The sequence below is a fragment of the Pseudomonas sp. IT-P74 genome (assembly GCF_949768175.1).
Classification (GTDB): Bacteria; Pseudomonadota; Gammaproteobacteria; order Pseudomonadales; family Pseudomonadaceae; genus Aquipseudomonas.
Genome location: NZ_CATKQD010000011.1, coordinates 233004 through 250799, shown reverse-complemented (window position 1 = coordinate 250799; position 17796 = coordinate 233004). Strand labels below are relative to the sequence as shown.

The 17796-nt window shown below is 58.4% G+C and carries 17 protein-coding genes, 1 tRNA gene and 1 pseudogene; 9 read left to right on the top strand and 10 right to left on the bottom strand.

The annotated features are described in order from the left end of the window. Positions 1 to 76 precede the first annotated feature (76 nt). Both ACM6J5_RS10155 and ACM6J5_RS10150 read left to right on the top strand, forming a co-directional pair. Positions 77 to 1186: an efflux RND transporter periplasmic adaptor subunit gene (locus ACM6J5_RS10155; protein ID WP_414928542.1), complete on the top strand. Its 1110-nt coding sequence runs from the start codon at positions 77 to 79 to the stop codon at positions 1184 to 1186. Then, positions 1183 to 4317 carry an efflux RND transporter permease subunit gene (locus tag ACM6J5_RS10150; protein WP_414928389.1) on the top strand — a complete coding sequence of 1045 codons (3135 nt, stop codon included), beginning with the start codon at positions 1183 to 1185 and terminating at the stop codon, positions 4315 to 4317. The genes ACM6J5_RS10155 and ACM6J5_RS10150 overlap by 4 nt, the downstream gene beginning before the upstream one ends. A 10-nt stretch (positions 4318 to 4327) precedes the next feature. Here the strand turns inward: ACM6J5_RS10150 and ACM6J5_RS10145 are convergent, their stop codons facing one another. After that, positions 4328 to 4543: a hypothetical protein gene (locus ACM6J5_RS10145; protein ID WP_414928388.1), complete on the bottom strand. Its 216-nt coding sequence runs from the start codon at positions 4541 to 4543 to the stop codon at positions 4328 to 4330. 77 nt (positions 4544 to 4620) lie between these two features. Here ACM6J5_RS10145 and ACM6J5_RS10140 point away from each other — a divergent pair, with 77 nt between their 5' ends. From ACM6J5_RS10140 to ACM6J5_RS10120, 5 genes are all read left to right on the top strand, one after another. Beyond that, positions 4621 to 5196, top strand: a complete 576-nt coding sequence (locus tag ACM6J5_RS10140; RefSeq protein WP_414928387.1) for a TetR/AcrR family transcriptional regulator — start codon at positions 4621 to 4623, stop codon at positions 5194 to 5196. Between the two features lie 357 nt (positions 5197 to 5553). Continuing rightward, positions 5554 to 6108, top strand: coding sequence for an OsmC family protein (locus ACM6J5_RS10135; protein WP_414928386.1), 555 nt, complete (start codon positions 5554 to 5556; stop codon positions 6106 to 6108). 98 nt (positions 6109 to 6206) lie between these two features. Next, complete coding sequence (locus tag ACM6J5_RS10130) at positions 6207 to 6980, top strand: SDR family NAD(P)-dependent oxidoreductase (protein WP_414928385.1); 774 nt, start codon at positions 6207 to 6209, stop codon at positions 6978 to 6980. 220 nt (positions 6981 to 7200) lie between these two features. Continuing rightward, positions 7201 to 7899 carry a DsbA family oxidoreductase gene (locus ACM6J5_RS10125; RefSeq protein WP_414928384.1) on the top strand — a complete coding sequence of 233 codons (699 nt, stop codon included), beginning with the start codon at positions 7201 to 7203 and terminating at the stop codon, positions 7897 to 7899. A 63-nt stretch (positions 7900 to 7962) separates the two neighbouring features. After that, complete coding sequence (locus ACM6J5_RS10120; RefSeq protein ID WP_414928383.1) at positions 7963 to 8292, top strand: thioredoxin family protein; 330 nt, start codon at positions 7963 to 7965, stop codon at positions 8290 to 8292. 36 nt (positions 8293 to 8328) lie between these two features. Here the strand turns inward: ACM6J5_RS10120 and ACM6J5_RS10115 are convergent. The 4 genes and pseudogenes from ACM6J5_RS10115 to ACM6J5_RS10100 form a co-directional block, all read right to left on the bottom strand. Further along, positions 8329 to 8418, bottom strand: a pseudogene (locus ACM6J5_RS10115) (4-oxalocrotonate tautomerase); the annotation flags it as partial. Next, complete coding sequence (locus tag ACM6J5_RS10110; RefSeq protein ID WP_414928382.1) at positions 8419 to 9525, bottom strand: alkene reductase; 1107 nt, start codon at positions 9523 to 9525, stop codon at positions 8419 to 8421. Between the two features lie 44 nt (positions 9526 to 9569). Then, positions 9570 to 9902, bottom strand: coding sequence for a carboxymuconolactone decarboxylase family protein (locus ACM6J5_RS10105; RefSeq protein ID WP_414928381.1), 333 nt, complete (start codon positions 9900 to 9902; stop codon positions 9570 to 9572). Between the two features lie 545 nt (positions 9903 to 10447). Further along, positions 10448 to 10523, bottom strand: a tRNA-Asn gene (locus tag ACM6J5_RS10100). A 227-nt stretch (positions 10524 to 10750) separates the two neighbouring features. On the opposite strand from ACM6J5_RS10100, the gene ACM6J5_RS10095 reads away from it, so the two are divergent. Further along, a complete protein-coding gene (locus ACM6J5_RS10095) occupies positions 10751 to 10981 on the top strand; it encodes a hypothetical protein (protein WP_414928380.1) in 231 nt (76 codons plus the stop codon). On the opposite strand, the gene ACM6J5_RS10090 is transcribed toward ACM6J5_RS10095, so the two are convergent. The 3 genes from ACM6J5_RS10090 to ACM6J5_RS10080 form a co-directional block, all read right to left on the bottom strand. Then, complete coding sequence (locus ACM6J5_RS10090; protein ID WP_150672795.1) at positions 10978 to 11187, bottom strand: hypothetical protein; 210 nt, start codon at positions 11185 to 11187, stop codon at positions 10978 to 10980. The two genes, ACM6J5_RS10095 and ACM6J5_RS10090, sit on opposite strands and share 4 nt — an antisense overlap. A 206-nt stretch (positions 11188 to 11393) precedes the next feature. After that, a complete protein-coding gene (locus tag ACM6J5_RS10085; RefSeq protein WP_095943694.1) occupies positions 11394 to 12590 on the bottom strand; it encodes an amino acid aminotransferase in 1197 nt (398 codons plus the stop codon). 161 nt (positions 12591 to 12751) lie between these two features. Continuing rightward, the gene (locus ACM6J5_RS10080; RefSeq protein ID WP_172435339.1) at positions 12752 to 12928 is read right to left on the bottom strand and encodes a hypothetical protein; all 177 of its coding nucleotides are present in this window, start codon (positions 12926 to 12928) and stop codon (positions 12752 to 12754) included. On the opposite strand from ACM6J5_RS10080, the gene uvrB reads away from it, so the two are divergent. Beyond that, a complete protein-coding gene (gene uvrB / locus ACM6J5_RS10075) occupies positions 12927 to 14942 on the top strand; it encodes an excinuclease ABC subunit UvrB (protein WP_095943693.1) in 2016 nt (671 codons plus the stop codon). The two genes, ACM6J5_RS10080 and uvrB, sit on opposite strands and share 2 nt — an antisense overlap. Positions 14943 to 15045: 103 nt before the next feature. Here the strand turns inward: uvrB and ACM6J5_RS10070 are convergent, their stop codons facing one another. Both ACM6J5_RS10070 and ACM6J5_RS10065 read right to left on the bottom strand, forming a co-directional pair. Beyond that, positions 15046 to 16536 carry an MDR family MFS transporter gene (locus ACM6J5_RS10070; RefSeq protein WP_191628394.1) on the bottom strand — a complete coding sequence of 497 codons (1491 nt, stop codon included), beginning with the start codon at positions 16534 to 16536 and terminating at the stop codon, positions 15046 to 15048. A gap of 49 nt (positions 16537 to 16585) precedes the next feature. After that, complete coding sequence (locus ACM6J5_RS10065) at positions 16586 to 17674, bottom strand: HlyD family secretion protein (protein WP_414928379.1); 1089 nt, start codon at positions 17672 to 17674, stop codon at positions 16586 to 16588. Positions 17675 to 17796: the final 122 nt, after the last annotated feature.

The window sequence follows — 17796 nt, the reverse complement described above, 5'->3', positions numbered from 1 at the left end:
CGATTAGTGACCATTGACACTTATGGTCACTAGGATGAGAATGTGGCATTCGTCCTATTTTCAAGTAAGGGAACCTATGCGCCGGCTTCGACCTTTCCCCATTGCCGCTTGCTTGTTGCCTCTCGTCCTGACGGCATGTGGCGACTCATCCACCGTTGAGGATCCACGCACGCATACCCCTTTGGTGAGGTCCGCTGCTGTTCAGGCTTCGTCCGACGTCTCGCGCTCTTTCACGGGTGTTGTGGTGGCCCGCGTCCAGGGCGACCTTGGCTTTCGGGTATCAGGCAAGGTACTCGAGCGTCTGGTTGACACTGGTCAGACCGTTAAACGTGGTCAGCCACTCATGCGCCTCGACCCGATCGACCTGGGGTTGCAGGCGCGAGCACAGCAAGAGTCGGTGATGGCAGCTCGGGCCCGAGCCAAACAGACAGCAGATGACGAGGCGCGATATCGCAACCTGGTTGCCGCAGGTGCTATTTCCGCATCGGCCTATGACCAGATCAAAGCCGCAGCGGATACCGCAAAGGCGCAGCTTGGCGCCGCTGAAGCGCAGGCTGATGTAGCCCGCAATGCTTCTGGTTATGCGGTGCTGTTGGCGGATTCCGACGGCGTTGTGGTGGAGACGCTCGCCGAGCCCGGACAGGTCGTCAGCCCGGGACAGCCCGTGGTTCGGCTGGCGCGGGCGGGGCAGCGCGAAGCGATCGTGCACCTGCCCGAGACGTTGCGCCCTGCAGCCGGATCCGCCGCGCAGGCGACGCTTTATGGCAATGCCACGGATGCTGTTACAGCGAAGCTGAGGCTGCTGTCTGACTCGGCCGACCGAATGACACGTACCTTCGAGGCGCGGTATGTGCTTGAAGGCGCGCTGGCCAATGCACCGATAGGTTCGACCGTCACGCTTCGGATCGCTGAAGGCTCCACGCAAGGGCAGGGGCTGCAAGTACCGATCGCTGCCGTTTATGACCCAGGCCAAGGCACTGGCGTGTGGGTCATCGCCGGTACACCGGCGAAGGTGGCCTGGCGACCTGTACAAATCCTGGGCTTGAGCGACGACACAGTGCGAGTCGCGGGCGACCTCAAGGTCGGCGAACAGATCGTAGCGTTAGGCGCACATCTGTTGCGCGAAGGTGAAGAGGTGAGATTGCCTCAACAGGATGACGTCAAGTTTGCCGGGGGTCGTCCATGAGCGAGGGGCGTTTCAATCTTTCCGCGATCGCCGTTCGTGAGCGCTCTATCACGGTGTTTCTGATCTTCCTGATTGCCGTTGCGGGCATCCTGGCATTCTTTCAGCTGGGGCGTGCGGAAGATCCTCCGTTTACGGTCAAGCAGTTGACGGTCATTACCGCGTGGCCGGGCGCCACGGCGCAGGAGATGCAGGACCAGGTAGCAGAGCCACTTGAAAAACGCCTGCAAGAACTGAAATGGTATGACCGCACGGAAACCTACACCCGTCCTGGCCTTGCTTTCACGATGGTGTCGCTGCTCGATAGTACGCCGCCCTCGCAAGTGCAGGAGGAGTTCTATCAGGCGCGTAAAAAACTCGACGACGAGGCCAGGAAGCTGCCGGCGGGTGTCATCGGGCCAATGGTCAACGACGAGTTTTCGGACGTGACATTTGCGCTTTTCGCCCTGAAAGCCAAAGGCGAGCCGCAGCGACTGTTGGTGCGTGATGCAGAGTCGTTGCGCCAACAACTGTTGCATGTGCCGGGCGTGAAGAAGGTCAACATTATTGGGGAGCAGCCCGAACGTATCTTTGTTTCCTTTTCCCATGATCGGTTGGCCACCTTGGGTGTATCTCCTCAGGACATCTTTGCCGCGCTGAATAATCAAAACGTGCTCACGCCCGCCGGTTCGATCGAAACCAATGGGCCACAGGTCTTCCTCCGGCTGGATGGCGCCTTCGATAAGGTGCAAAAGATTCGTGACACGCCCATTGCGGTTCAGGGGCGCACGCTCAAGCTCGCCGACGTGGCGACGATCGAACGTGGGTATGAAGATCCGGCAACCTTTCTCGTGCGCAATGACGGTGAAGAAGCCTTGTTGCTGGGGGTCGTGATGCGTGAGGGCTGGAACGGTCTGGACCTGGGCAAGGCGCTGGACGCAGAAACCAGCAAAATCAATGAAGGCATGCCGCTGGGCATGACGCTTGGGAAGGTCACCGATCAATCTGTGAACATCGACTCGGCCGTCGGCGAGTTCATGGTCAAGTTCTTCGTCGCGCTGCTTGTGGTGATGCTGGTCTGCTTTCTCAGCATGGGCTGGCGGGTAGGCGTTGTGGTCGCTGCGGCTGTGCCGTTGACGTTGGCCGTGGTGTTTGTGGTGATGGCGGCCACTGGAAAGAACTTTGACCGTATCACCCTTGGCTCGTTGATTCTGGCGCTCGGATTGCTGGTGGACGACGCCATCATCGCCATCGAAATGATGGTGGTGAAAATGGAAGAGGGCTACGACCGCATCAAAGCCTCCGCGTACGCCTGGAGTCATACGGCCGCGCCGATGCTTTCCGGCACGCTGGTGACGGCTATCGGCTTTATGCCCAACGGCTTCGCGCAATCGACAGCCGGCGAGTACACCAGCAACATGTTCTGGATCGTGGGCATTGCCCTGATTGCCTCCTGGGTGGTTGCGGTCGCTTTTACCCCATACCTGGGGGTGAAGCTGTTGCCGAACATCAAGAAAGTCGAGGGTGGTCATGCGGCCATCTACAACACTCCCGGCTACAACCGCTTCCGCCGGGTTTTGACGCGAGTCATCGCTCGCAAATGGCTGGTGGCCGGCACTGTCATCGCTTCGTTTGTCGTGGCGATCCTCGGGATGAGCCTGGTCAAGAAGCAGTTCTTCCCGACCTCGGACCGTCCCGAGGTATTGATTGAAGTGCAAATGCCTTATGGGGCCTCCATTGAGCAGACCAGCGCGACCACCGCCAGGATAGAGGCCTGGCTGCAAAAGCAGGCTGAGGCAAAAATTGTCACGGCCTATATCGGGCAAGGCGCGCCGCGCTTCTATCTGGCAATGGCGCCGGAGCTCCCTGATCCGTCGTTCGCGAAGATTGTGGTGCTGACGGACAGCCAGGAGGCGCGTGAGGCCCTCAAGTTCCGTATCCGCGAAGCGACGGCTGACGGACTTGCCCCGGAAGCGCGGGTCAGGGTGACTCAGCTTGTGTTTGGTCCGTACTCGCCATTCCCTGTTGCCTACCGGGTGATGGGGCCTGATCCGTCAAAGTTGCGCGAGATTGCGGGCCAGGTACAGGACGTGTTGCAGTCGAGCCCGATGATGAGAACCGTCAACACCGATTGGGGACCGCTGACGCCGACGCTGCATTTTGCTCTGGATCAGGATCGCCTGGAGGCGGTGGGGTTGACGTCAAATTCAGTCGCGCAGCAATTGCAGTTCCTGCTGACCGGAGTACCGATCACCGCGGTTCGTGAGGACATTCGTTCGGTGCAGGTGGTGGGTCGCGCAGCGGGTGATATCCGGCTCGATCCCGCCAGGATAGAAGGCTTTACGCTGGTCGGTGCGGCGGGGCAGCGGATTCCGTTGTCCCAGGTGGGAGCGGTCGATGTGCGTATGGAAGATCCGATCCTGCGGCGTCGTGACCGCACGCCGACCATCACCGTGCGTGGCGACATCGCCGAAGGCTTGCAGCCACCGGACGTCTCGAGCGTGATCATGAAGGAGCTGCAACCAGTCATCGACAAGCTGCCTGGCGGATACCGGATCGAGCAGGCGGGTGCAATCGAGGAGTCGGGCAAGGCCGGTAAAGCGATGTTGCCGTTATTCCCGATCATGATTGCCCTGACGCTGCTGGTCATCATTGTGCAGGTCCGTTCGATCTCGGCGATGATCATGGTGTTCCTCACCTCGCCACTGGGGTTGATTGGTGTGGTGCCGACACTGCTTATCTTCCAGCAGCCGTTTGGTATCAACGCTCTGGTCGGTCTGATCGCGCTGTCGGGCATTTTGATGCGCAATACGCTGATTCTGATCGGGCAAATCCATCACAACGCGCAAGAAGGGCTGGACCCGTTTCACGCAGTGGTCGAAGCCACGGTGCAACGTGCCCGCCCGGTACTGCTGACAGCGCTTGCGGCCATCCTGGCATTCATTCCGCTGACACACTCCGTCTTCTGGGGGACGCTGGCCTACACGCTGATCGGAGGCACCTTCGTCGGCACCATCATGACGCTGGTGTTCCTGCCGGCGATGTACGCCATCTGGTTCAAGATCCGTCCTGACCATACGGGGCAAACTGAAGCAGCGAATAAGCAGGCAAGCCTGGTGAATAGGGCGCCCCCCGTCCTCTCGCCGCTGACCTGACCACAAAATTTTAGTCGTAGGTCATATTCGACGGAACGCCAAAACGAAAAAAACCACCTGAGAAGGCCAATGCTGATTCTTTGTAGGAGCGAGCTTGCTCGCGATGGTCGTCAACGATGACGCGTATTTGCTGGCTAAACGCGGCGCTCTTGAGTCCATCGCGAGCAAGCTCGCTCCTACACTGAACAGCATTACGCCAGAAGGCGGGTTTTTCGGGGGGAGTCATAGGTGCGCACGCTGAGCGCTGTCTTATGAAGAAGTACTAATTTATGATGCCGCATTGATAAATCTGGAAACGGCATCATGAGTACACGCACCGACCTCCTGACCAGCGCTGAGATTCTGTTGCGTACCAAGGGCTACGCAGCTTTCAGTTATGCCGATCTGGCGGAAGACATCGGTATCAGGAAGGCGAGTATTCACCACCACTTTCCCACCAAGGAAAGTCTGGCGATTGCCATCGTTGAGAGTTATCTGTTCCGGTTCAAGATTCAGCTGGAATGCATCAATGATGAAAATACCGGCATTATCGATCGGCTCAATGCCTTCGCCTTGATGTTCGCACAAAGCAGTAAAAACGCGATGCTTCCGCTCTGCGGCGCCCTGGCGGCGGAATTGCTGGCTTTGCCTGAAAGCCTGAAGGCATTGACGCGGGACTTTTTCGAGATCCATCTCAATTGGCTTCAGGCCAATATCGCACTGGGCCAAGCGGCAGGGGAGCTCAAGGCTGAGCTGGACGGCGTGAAGGTTGCCAGGTTCATCTTGAATACGTTGGAAGGTGGCAGCTTTGTATCTTGGGCGCTGAACGACAATTACGAACAGTCTTCCGGATTTGCTTTCATTTTGGATGGGCTTCGGGTTACCGAAACGCATCACTGAGACTTGATCAGCTTTTTACTGCGTCATAAAACGACCGATTCTGCGCCTGCTGGCTCGGTCCGTTTTCCTGCCTCGTAAGTGGTTTCAGCCGTCTGGCTCACACTCTCTGAATTCTTTTTGCGCGCACTCAATCTGACGAGCGTACGTCTAGTCTCGCGTTTGGGTTGCGGATACCTGCCCATGTCTGAACTTGCGGTGTGTGACCCGCAGTTATCCCTATTCAGGAAAACTCTGCCGAAGCTGTTTTTTGGGCGATGGGTTATAAGAAGAATAATCTGTTGATGGTCGACCTACTAGTTGGTAGGCTTATTTCTCTTTCGGGCCAGCCGCCCGGTCCATCCGAAGAGGATCGAACACATGAGCAACAACCTGAATGGTATCGATGTCGCCGCACTCCAGCAGTTTGCCCAAGGCGTTGCTGAGGATGCGACCAAGCGCCACGCGAGCTTCAACGTCAAGACTCAGTGGAAAGGCCAGACTCGCACAGTGGCCAAAGTCAATCGCTACAGTCTGGCCGGTGAAACCTATTCGCGGGATTTCGAAATCGTCGCCGATGAGCCTGATGAATTGCTGGGCCAAAACACTGCGCCTAACCCTCAAGAGCTGCTGATGGCCGCTCTCAACGCCTGCATGTCGGTCGGTTATGCCGCCAACGCCGCGATGATGGGGATCAAGATTCACAGCCTGGAAATCGAGACTGACGGCACCCTCGACCTGCGTGGTTTTCTGGGTATCGACGAAAGCGTCAACCCGGGCTACGACGAAGTGAGTGTAGTGATTCGCCTGCATACCGACGCCTCCCGTGAGCGTGTTGAAGAGCTGCACAACGTGGTGCTCAAAACCTCGGTCAACTACGCCAACTTCTCGAAAGCCATCCGCATGGTGCCGACCCTGGAAGTGCGTGAGGGCTGATTCGCCTGTTTCAAACAGATTCAAACCTGGCTCGCACCGGTAGGCGGCTAGTTGCCCTGGTGCCGGCCCTTACGAAATCTGGATAACCGGAGTCTGCAATGAACGATTTTTTCAAAGGTAAAAAACTGCTGGTTGTCGGTGGCACCAGTGGCATGGGCCTGGAAACGGCCCGCATGGTGCTCAAGGCAGGCGGCAGCGTGGTGCTCACCGGCAGCAAGCAAGACAAGGCCGATGCAGTGTGTAACGAGCTGAGTCCGCTGGGCCCTGTGTCGGTGATCGTCGCCAACCTGATGACTGAAGAGGGCATGAATTTCGTTCGCAACGAAATCAATGCCAACCATAGCGATATCAGCCTGATGGTGAACGCCGCCGGGATCTTTATTCCCAAGCCGTTCACCGAGCACGATGAGGCTGAGTACGACATGTACCTGTCTCTCAATCGTGCGACCTTCTTCATCACTCAGGCCGTGGTCAAGAACATGCTGGCCGCCAGGCTTGAGGGGGCAATTGTCAACGTCGGCTCCATCGGTGCACAGGCCGCATTGGCAGGTTCGCCGGCCTCTGCCTACTCCATGGCAAAGGCAGGTCTGCATGCGCTGACACGCAACCTGGCCATTGAATTGGCTCCCTCGGGTATCCGGGTCAACGCCGTCTCGCCAGGGATCGTTCACACCTCGATCTATGAAGGGTTCATGGACAAAGAGGCGATCCCGGAAGCGATGAAGTCGCTGAACGATTTCCACCCGTTGGGACGAGTCGGCGTTCCCGAAGACGTCGCCAACACCATCCTGTTCCTGCTGTCGGACAGGACGTCCTGGGTGACCGGCGCAATCTGGGACGTGGATGCTGGAATTATGGCTGTTCGGGCCTGATGGTAGGAGCGAGCTTGCTCGCGATGGTCGTTAACGATAACGCGTATTGACTGGCTGAACGGGGCGCTCTTGAGTCCATCGCGAGCAAGCTCGCTCCTACAACGTCCTTAACTGAACAACATTACCCATCGCGGGAGCTTTCACGCCTTCACTCAGTACAGGTGAAAGCAGGCTGAATGCTGGCAACGCGGTCTTGATTTCTTTGAGCACAGGACGAGTCATGCAAACTTATTCGAAAAAATATGCAGTGGATATCTGGTCTGATTTTGTTTGCCCTTGGTGCTGGATAGCCAAGCGTCGATTCGAGCAGGCGCTCGATAAATTTGCTGAAAAAGACAATGTACAAGTCAACGTCAGGGCCTATCGCCTGGCGGCGAATCACGCGCCAGAGCCTATGATCGCAGCCCTTGAACGCAAGCTCGGCAATCCGGATTCCGCTGTCGCGATGATGAACACCGTCAGTAAATATGGTCGGGCCGATGGGCTTGATTACCGCTTTGACAGCATGCTGTTTGGCGATACCGCAGATGCCCATGTACTGGTCAAGGCGGTTGCGGACGAAGCCGTCAAAAAACGCCTGGTCGAGGCGCTGTATGAGCAAAGCACCGCCCATGGTCAGTCGCTGTTTGATCGCGGCAGCCTGGAGGCCATAGCCAAGGCCGCAGGCGTTTTGGACGCGTTAATCCAACTGGCGTGGTCATCCGTTGAATTGCGCGAAGAGATGGAGGAAGACGAACATATCGCCGCGCAACTAGGTTCGGGCGTGCCCTTGTTTGTATTCGATAATGCCTTCTCATTGTCCGGTGCTCAGCCTGAGGCTGTTTTTCTTGAAGCGCTGAACAAGATGCAGGAGAAGTCGAAAGTCGAAGATGACACATTCAGCAGTCAAGTCTGCGGCATGGATGGCTGCAAAATTTGATCGGCAGACGCGGTGCGGCACTGGGTTGTGCCGCCCTCCATCCATATTGAGAGCGAGATCCAAATGAGCCGTATCGTTGAGTTGAGTGCTCAGCAGTTCGCCCGCTTTGTGGCCAAAGGCAGCAGCGTCTTGCTGTTTTCAGCGTCCTGGTGCAAGCCTTGTCAGGAGATGAAGCCGGTCTTCCATGCCTTGGAAGAAAAGCTTCACTCCCTGGCGGCTTTTGCAAAGATTGATGTGGCGGTGTCCCCGACGATCGCGCAAATGTACGGTATCCGGGCGGTGCCATCCCTGGCGGTGTTCCATGAGGGGCGGTTGCTGCGGGTCATGCCCGGATCCCGTTCAGTCGGAGCCATGAAAAAAGCCATTCTTGCGGAGTTGGAAGAGGCGATCTAACTGAGCCTCCTCCATCTGCGGTGGGGATGAAACCCTTTACTCACATGCTTGCAGTTTCAATACATCCTTCGCAGTCACGGGTTCGCCAGCGATTCCCCAATCTCCGCTTTTGACCTCTTCGAATAATCAGGCTTTGGCTGCAACGTATTGCGGGTAGTCGGTGTAACCCTTGGCAATGCGATCGCTGACACCGTAGTAAGTCGCGCGGTCGCCCTCTGCCAGTGGCCAGCCGTTCTGCATGCGCTCCACCAGATCGGGGTTGGCGATGTAGGCCGTACCGAAGGCGATCAAGTCGAGTTCACCTTTAACCAGTTCCGACTCGGCGAGGGCCTGGTTAAACCCGCCGGCGGCCATCAAGGTGCCCTTGTAGGCTTCACGGAACGCGGCGCCGAACCCCGGCGGCGTTTCAGCGGCGACGATGGTCGGTTGGTAGTTCAGGTGGACGTAGGCCAGTTCGCGTTCATTAAGCGCTGCCGCCATGCTCATCCAGGTTTGTGCTTCACCTTCGTACACGCCAAAGTCATACAGGCGGCCAAACGGCGAGAACCGTACGCCAATCTTCGAGCCGCCGATTTCGGCAGAAATCGCGTCAATGGTTTCCAGCACAAAGCGCTGGCGATTGGCGATCGAGCCACCGTACTGGTCGGTACGGGTGTTCAAGGCGCTGCTGAGGAACTGATCGAACAGGAACCCGTTGGCGGCCATGATTTCGACACCGTCAAAACCGGCCTCCATCGCCATACGCGCAGACTTCACAAAGTCAGCGATGACACGTTTCACTTCATCCGTTTCCAGCGCACGGGGCACGCTGGGTTGCACAGGACCGGATTCGCCTGGCTCGATCCAGGCATATACCGTGGTATCGACCGCCGGCTGAGTGCCCGAAGAAACCGGCACCATGCCATGCACCGAAATATGGGACATGCGGCCAACGTGCCATAACTGCGCGAAGATCTTCCCGCCCTTGGCATGCACCGCGTCGGTGACCTGACGCCAGCCTGGCAAGTGTTCGTCGGCATAAATACCTGGGGTGTACAAGTAGCCACGGGCTTCGTCGGAAATCGGCAGGCCTTCGGTGATCAGCAGACCAGCAGAAGCACGCTGTGCGTAATACAGCGTGGTGAACTCGTTAGGGATGTTGTCCAGGGTCCGGGTGCGGGTCATGGGGGCCATGACGACCCGGTTTTTTAGCGCAGTACCGGACAGATCGTAAGGGGTGAGCAGCTTATTCATGATGAGTCTCGAAGTCGTTAACAGGTTGAAAGTCAGTGTTTGATTTACGACTTATCGAATGCGTCCAGCACATGTGTGCTGTACACCAACGCGGCACCGGCGTTCATGTTGATTACCACGCCGAGTGCTTCGGCGACTTCTTCACTGGTGACGCCAAGTTTCCTGGCTTCGGCGGCGTGGAAGGCGATGCAGCCGTCGCAGCGGGTGGTCACGGCCACGGCGAGGGAGATCAGCTCCCGAGTTTTTGCATCCAGATGGTTGGTCTTGCCGCCAGCAGCGCCGAGCGCCGCCATGCCTTTCATTGTTTCCGGAGACAGGCCGTTTAGTTCTACCAGGCGAGTATTGATGTCTTTGCGGGTTTGCTTCCAATCTTGCATGGGATTCTCACAGGGATGGTGTTGATTGCAGTTATCTAAAAACTTGCTAATAAACTACCATCCAGTTGGTAGGCAGACAAAGTGCTCGTACTGATTTTCACTATCAACGCAATCGAAGGTATTGATAATTTGCTCCCGAACAATAGGAAAATCGCTTCATGGGATGACGATTACTGGACTGTTGAGTGCTATCAGGGATCAAGGCCCCTGCGACCTGTGAGGGTTGTCCACTAACGCGGGACTTTCGGCTCCTTACGACCGGGAGCTTGGGCATCTCATGATCTGGCCTCCTGAACACTTCCGAAGACGTGGGCGGGTGGAGGCTGCGCAGGTTGGCGCAAGGAAATGGCCACGTTTGGATAGGTTGCTGCAGGGCAGTTGGGTAGGGGGATGGCAATGATCTGAAGTGGGCATCGATCAAAGCCTTGCGGGTCGTACCATCGCCCACCGGGATTCCACGGAACGCCAAAACGAAAAAACCCGCCTGAGAAGGCGGGTTTTTCGGTGGTTTCAGAGATTTTGAAAGCCTTCTCTGGAACCTTGTATGGCTCCACGACCTGGACTCGAACCAGGGACCCAGTGATTAACAGTCACTTGCTCTACCAACTGAGCTATCGCGGAATGGCGCCTATGTTACTGATTCAAAAAGAGAAGTCAAGCACCGAATGGCAATTGGACGGATTCGTGGTGGCGGATGGTGGTTTCGCGGTCATTGGCGGTTACCAGAATCGCACCAGAGGTCTACCATGGCCGCCCGGAAGTGGTGACACGCGCTGCCGGCCATTCGCCGAAAAGGTACGCGCCATGAATCATTTGACCCTCACACCTCGATACCACGGGGTGCACTCATGAGCATCTCTCAGATCAGCCTGCCCAAAGGTGTCGGCCCCCACGCCGAAAAGTTGTTCGACGCCATCACTCAAGCCAGCACCGCTGAAGCATTGAACCGTGCTGGCGGCAAGGCCGAAGGGTTTGTCCTCGGCCTGGAAAGCACTAAAGCGATCAAGAGCCAGGTCGCGGAATCGCTGTATGTCGCCTACGACGATGCTGCCAGCCAGCGTGCGATCGAACTGGCTTAACCGCCGAAGGTGATCGTGGCAAGCATCAGCTTGGCGTAGAGCGCCGTGGCACCCAATTGCACCAGCCACAGGGCCAGGCCGCCGAGAAACACACCGGCGGCCACTTGCATCACCAGGTTGTTGCCGCGTTTTGTCGGGGCGCGGGGGGTGAAGTGATCCAGGTCATCCAGGTCATCGCGGTCGGCGCGCAGGTCATCGTTTTTCATGTGGGTTCTCGCAGGAATTCCAGGGTGTACACAAAACCTGTAGGAGCGAGCCTGCTCGCGATGGCAACAGCACATTCACCATTAGTGGTGGTACATCGCTATCGCGAGCAGGCTCGCTCCCACATTTTGGATTGTGTGGAGTTTAGAGGCGACAAATAAAAAAACGGGAAGCCACATGGCTTCCCGTTTTTCATTTCAAGGCGTAATCAGATGACCTGGACGATAGCGTCCGTCACCACCTCGATGTTGCTCTGGTTCAACGCGGCCACGCAGATGCGGCCGGTGTCCAGGGCGTAGATGCCGAACTCGTTGCGCAGGCGGTGAACCTGCTCAACGGTCAAACCGGAGTAGGAGAACATGCCGCTCTGACGACCGACGAAGCTGAAATCGCGCTGAGGCGCTTTTTTGGCCAGCAGGTCGACCATCTGGGTGCGCATGCCACGAATGCGCAAGCGCATTTCGGCCAGTTCGGCTTCCCAATGGGCGCGCAGTTCCGGGCTGTTCAGCACAGCAGCGACAACGCTGGCACCGTGGGTCGGCGGGTTGGAGTAGTTGGTGCGGATCACGCGTTTGACTTGCGACAACACGCGCGCGCTTTCTTCTTTCGATTCGCTGACGATCGACAGGGCGCCCACGCGCTCGCCGTACAGCGAGAACGACTTGGAGAACGAGCTGGAGGCGAAGAAAGTCAGGCCCGATTCAGCGAACAGGCGTACGGCAGCGGCATCTTCGTCGATGCCATCGCCAAAGCCCTGATACGCCATGTCGAGGAACGGCACGTGGCCTTTGGCTTTAACGACGTCCAGGACGTTTTTCCAGTCCGCCGGGCTCAGGTCCACGCCAGTCGGGTTGTGGCAGCAAGCGTGCAGCACAATGATCGAGCCGTTTGGCAGCGCGTTCAAGTCTTCCAGCATGCCGGTACGGTTCACGTCGTGGGTCGCGGCGTCGTAGTAACGGTAGTTCTGCACCGGGAAACCGGCGGTTTCGAACAGGGCGCGGTGGTTTTCCCAGCTCGGGTCACTGATCGCCACAACGGCGTTTGGCAGCAGTTGCTTGAGGAAGTCGGCACCGATTTTCAGAGCACCAGTACCGCCAACGGCCTGGGTGGTGATCACGCGGCCAGCGGCGATCAGCGGCGAGTCATTGCCGAACAGCAATTTCTGCACAGCCTGGTCGTAGGCGGCGATGCCGTCGATTGGCAGGTAGCCACGGGAAAGGTGTTGAGCGGCGCGAATCGTTTCGGCTTCGACAACGGCGCGCAGGAGTGGAATTCGCCCCTCCTCGTTGCAGTAAACACCGACCCCCAGGTTGACTTTGTTGGTCCGGGTATCGGCGTTGAATGCTTCGTTGAGGCCCAGGATTGGATCGCGTGGTGCCATTTCGACAGCGGAGAACAGGCTCATTATTGCGGCGGCTCTGAATGGAGAGTGGAGGGACGTGTCGCGCTCCAGCCGAATGCACTAGAGCGGTGCACAAACGGGGAGCTAGTATAGAGGCCATCCGCGATCAATGGCGACAGGCGATTCGGCTTTTCGGTTAAGTTTTTCCGATTATTTTTCGACCGTTAGTCGAATGGCGTCGGCAAAGGTTTTGCGCGATGTAGGACGTTTGCCTTGAAAGCGCTGGCAATCGGCTCCACATTGAGCACAATCCAGTTTTTTCTTCGGGCGACAGTCGGTCGTTTACGGTCTTTCTCGTTCGTGTCGGTTATACCGGCAAGAGTGATCCAGAGGTATTTCATGTCTGAATTCCAGCTAGTCACCCGTTTCGAGCCCGCCGGCGATCAGCCGGAAGCCATCCGCCTGATGGTCGAAGGCATCGAAGCCGGGCTGGCGCACCAGACGCTGCTCGGTGTGACCGGCTCGGGCAAGACCTTCAGCATCGCCAACGTGATCGCCCAGGTGCAGCGCCCGACGCTGGTGCTGGCGCCGAACAAGACCCTGGCGGCGCAGTTGTACGGTGAGTTCAAGGCGTTCTTCCCGAACAACGCGGTTGAATATTTCGTTTCCTACTACGACTACTACCAGCCGGAAGCCTACGTGCCGTCCTCGGACACCTTCATTGAGAAGGATGCGTCGATCAACGACCACATCGAGCAGATGCGTCTGTCGGCGACCAAGGCATTGCTGGAACGCAAGGACGCGATCATCGTCACCACGGTGTCCTGCATCTACGGTCTGGGCAGCCCGGAAACCTATCTGAAAATGGTGTTGCACGTGGATCGCGGCGACCGGCTCGATCAGCGTGAACTGCTGCGACGCCTGGCCGACCTGCAGTACACCCGCAACGACATGGATTTTGCCCGTGCGACCTTTCGCGTGCGTGGCGATGTGATCGATATTCACCCGGCGGAATCCGATTTCGAGGCGATCCGCATCGAGCTGTTCGACGATGAGGTGGAAAGCCTGTCGGCATTCGATCCGCTGACCGGCGAAGTCATTCGCAAACTGCCGCGCTTCACCTTCTATCCGAAGAGCCACTACGTGACGCCACGGGAAACCCTGATGGGCGCGGTCGAAGGCATCAAGGTCGAGTTGCAGGAGCGCCTGGAATACCTGCGCTCCAACAACAAACTGGTGGAAGCCCAGCGCCTGGAGCAGCGCACCCGTTTCGATCTGGAGATGATCCTCGAGCTGGGTTATTGCAACGGCATCGAAAACTACTCGCGTTATCTGTCCGGCCGCGAAGCCGGCGCGGCGCCACCGACGCTTTACGATTACCTGCCGGCCGATGCCTTGTTGGTGATCGACGAGTCCCACGTCAGCGTTCCGCAGGTCGGTGCGATGTACAAAGGCGACCGTTCGCGTAAAGAGACGCTGGTGGAATATGGATTCCGTCTGCCGTCGGCGCTGGACAACCGGCCGATGCGTTTCGATGAGTGGGAAAGCATCAGCCCGCAGACGATTTTCGTCTCGGCGACCCCGGGCAACTATGAAGCCGAGCACGCCGGGCGCGTCATTGACATGGTGGTGCGTCCGACCGGGCTGGTGGACCCACAAATCGAGATCCGCCCGGCACTGACCCAGGTCGACGACTTGCTGTCGGAAATCACCAAGCGTGTCGCTCTGGAAGAGCGGGTGCTCGTCACCACGCTGACCAAGCGCATGGCCGAGGATTTGACCGATTACCTGGCCGACCACGGTGTGCGTGTGCGTTATCTGCACTCGGACATCGACACCGTGGAGCGGGTCGAGATCATCCGCGACCTGCGTCTGGGCACCTTCGATGTGCTGGTGGGGATCAACCTGTTGCGTGAAGGCCTGGACATGCCGGAAGTGTCGCTGGTGGCGATTCTCGACGCCGACAAGGAGGGCTTCCTGCGTTCCGAGCGCTCGCTGATCCAGACCATCGGCCGCGCGGCGCGTAACCTCAACGGTCGGGCGATTCTGTATGCCGACCGGATCACCGGTTCCATGGAGCGGGCCATCGGCGAAACCGAGCGCCGTCGCGACAAGCAGATCGCCTTCAACCTGGCCAATGGCATTACCCCCAAAGGCGTGTTCAAGGACGTCGCCGACATCATGGAAGGTGCCACCGTGCCCGGTTCGCGCAGCAAGAAGCGCAAGGGCATGGCCAAGGCCGCCGAGGAAAACGCCCGATACGAAGCCGAGTTGCGCTCGCCGGGCGAGATCGCCAAGCGCATCAAGGCCCTGGAAGAGAAGATGTATCAGCTTGCTCGTGATCTGGAGTTCGAAGCGGCGGCGCAGATGCGCGACGAGATTGCCAAGTTGCGCGAGCGGTTGATCACTGTTTGATTTGTAGTGTCTGAACTGGCCTCATCGCGAGCAGGCTCGCTCCTACAGGGTTCAATGTGATCCCTGTAGGAGTGAGCCTGCTCGCGATTGGGGCAACTCGGTCTCAGTGCGCTTCCCCAGCCTTCAACCCCTCCGGCAATTTCCTGGTCAGCAACACCGCCAGCATGCTGATCCCCAGCGCAATCCCGACAAAATGAAACGCATCGTTGTAGGCCATGATCGACGCCTGTTGGTGGGCGATCTCGCTGAGTTTGCCCAGTGCTGCCGTTTCATTGCCCAGCCGGTCAGCCAGCGAGGCGATCCGTTCTGCCACCTGCGGATTGCTCGGCACGATGGATTCACGCAAGTAGTCAAAGTAAACCTTGGTCCGCGCATCCAGCAGCGTGGCGAGCAGGGCGATGCCGATGGCGCCGCCGAGGTTGCGCAGGATGTTGAACAGGCTCGAGGCCGATCCCGCATCCTGGGGCAGGATGTAGGCGGTGGCGATCAGCGAGATGGTGACCATGATCAGCGGTTGGCCCAGGGCGCGGATGATCTGGATCTGATTGAACTGCGGCCCGGCAAAGTCCGGGTTCAGCACGCCCGAGGAAAAACTCGCCAACCCGAACAGCCCGAACCCCAGGGTGCACAGCCATTTGGGCGAGATGTATTTCATCAGCTTGGGCACCAGCGGGATCAGAAACAGCTGCGGCACGCCCATCCACATGATCACTTCACCGATCTGCAGGGCGTTGTAGTTCTGGATCTGCGCCAGGTACAGCGGCAACAGGTAGATCGAGCCGTACAAACCGACCCCCATCCCGACGCTGGAAATACTGGATAACCCGAAGTTGCGGTTGCCGAGGATACCGAGATTGATCAGCGGATTGGGTTTGGAGAACTGCACGATCACAAAGCTGATCAGGCTGACCAGCGCGATGCTGCCCAGGGTCACGATCAGGCTCGATTCCAGCCAGTCCTTGCGATGGCCTTCCTCCAGGAACACCTGCAAGCAACCGAGCCCGACGCCGAGGGTGAGAATGCCGGCGTAGTCGGTGCTTTTCAGCAATTCCCAGTGGGCTTCTTTCTTCTCCAGGCCGTACATCAGGCCGGCGATCATGATCAGGCCAGGCGGGATGTTGATATAGAAAATGTATTCCCAGCCCCAGTTCTCCGTCAGCCAGCCGCCGAGGGTAGGGCCGATGGAAGGGGCGAAGGTGGCGGTCATGGCGAACATGGCCATGCCCTTGGCGCGGTGGTGTTCCGGCAGCTTGATCAGGGTCAGGGTGAACGCCAGCGGAATCAGCGCGCCACCGGTAAAGCCTTGCAGGGCGCGGAACACGATCATGCTTTCCAGGCTCCACGCCATGGAGCAGAGCAGGGATGCGGCCAGGAACCCGAGGGATACCCACACCGCCAGGCGCCGCGCCGACAGCAACTGCACGAGCCAGGCGGTGAGGGGGATCATGATGATTTCCGCCACCAGGTACGAGGTGGAGATCCATGAGCCTTCTTCCAGGGTCGCCGACAGCGCGCCCTGGATGTCCTTGAGCGAGGAGTTGGTGATCTGAATGTCCAGCACCGCCATGAACGCACCGAGCATCACGCTCATCACCGCAATCCAGTCCCGCCGGGTCGGTTCGCCGACCGGGCGGATCAGTTGATCACCGGCCATCGTCAGGGGCGTCTTTGTGGCTCACTTTGGGGGTGATTTCTTCAGGCGCGTCCTTGATGTTCACTTTGGCGGTGACCGACATGCCCGGGCGGATCTTGCCGCGTAGTGGATTGTCCGCGGAGAACGTCAGTTTTACCGGAATCCGTTGTACGACTTTGGTGAAGTTGCCCGTGGCATTGTCCGGCGGCAACAGGCTGAACTGCGCACCCGAGGCGGCGAACAGGCTGTCGACCCGGGCTTTGATCGGGGTATCGCTGTAGGCATCGAAGGTCAGTTCGGCTTCCTGGCCGGGCTGCATGTGGCCAATCTGGGTTTCCTTGAAATTGGCCTGAATCCAGATGTCTTCGTCCGGCACGATCGACAACAGGTAAGCGCCGGCCTGCACGTATTGGCCTTCGCGGGCCGCACGCTGGCCGATCAGGCCGCTGATGGGGGCGTGGATTTCGCTGCGGGTCAGGTTCAGTTCGGCCTGGGCCAAATCGGTTTTAGCGTTGGCGATCTGCGCGTCGAGGCGTTTGATCTCTGCGGTGAGTGCGTTGACTTGCTGGCGCTGACTTTGTGCGTCGGCCTGGGCCTTGGCCAGTTGGGAGCGGGCAATGTGGGATTCGGCGGAGAGGGTGGTCACCCGTTCTTCCGAGACATAACCGGGTTTGCGCAAGGTCTCGGCGCGGGTCAGGTCGATCTGCGAGCGACCCAGGCTGGCCTGGCTGGACGCGACTTGCGCTTCGCTGGCGGCAATCAGGCTGGCCTGCTGGGTCAGTTTGCTCTGGGCTTGCAGGCGCTCGGCCTCGCGGGTGGCCAGGGCGGCATTGGCGCGGTCGACAGCGAGGCGGAAGTCGTCGCCTTCGAGTTTGACCAGCAACTGGCCTTTCTCGACATGCTGGTTGTCCTGCACCAGTACCTGATCGATACGCGCGCCCAATTGGCTCGACACGCGGGTGATCTCGCCCTGGACATAGGCGTTGTCGGTGCTTTCATAAAAGCGCCCCTTGAAGAACCAATGGGCAAACAGGCCCCCGGCAATCAGCAGGACAATCAGCAGGAACGTGAAGAGGCGACGCTTGAGTTGGGCAGGCATGAGGCAAACTGTAGTCGAGAAATTGTAAGGGAAGTTATCAGCAGGCAAATCTGGCATACAGCCGATAAGCGGTAAATGCCGTCGGCCGATATCCGCGACATACGGGCGTTACAGCCGCAACC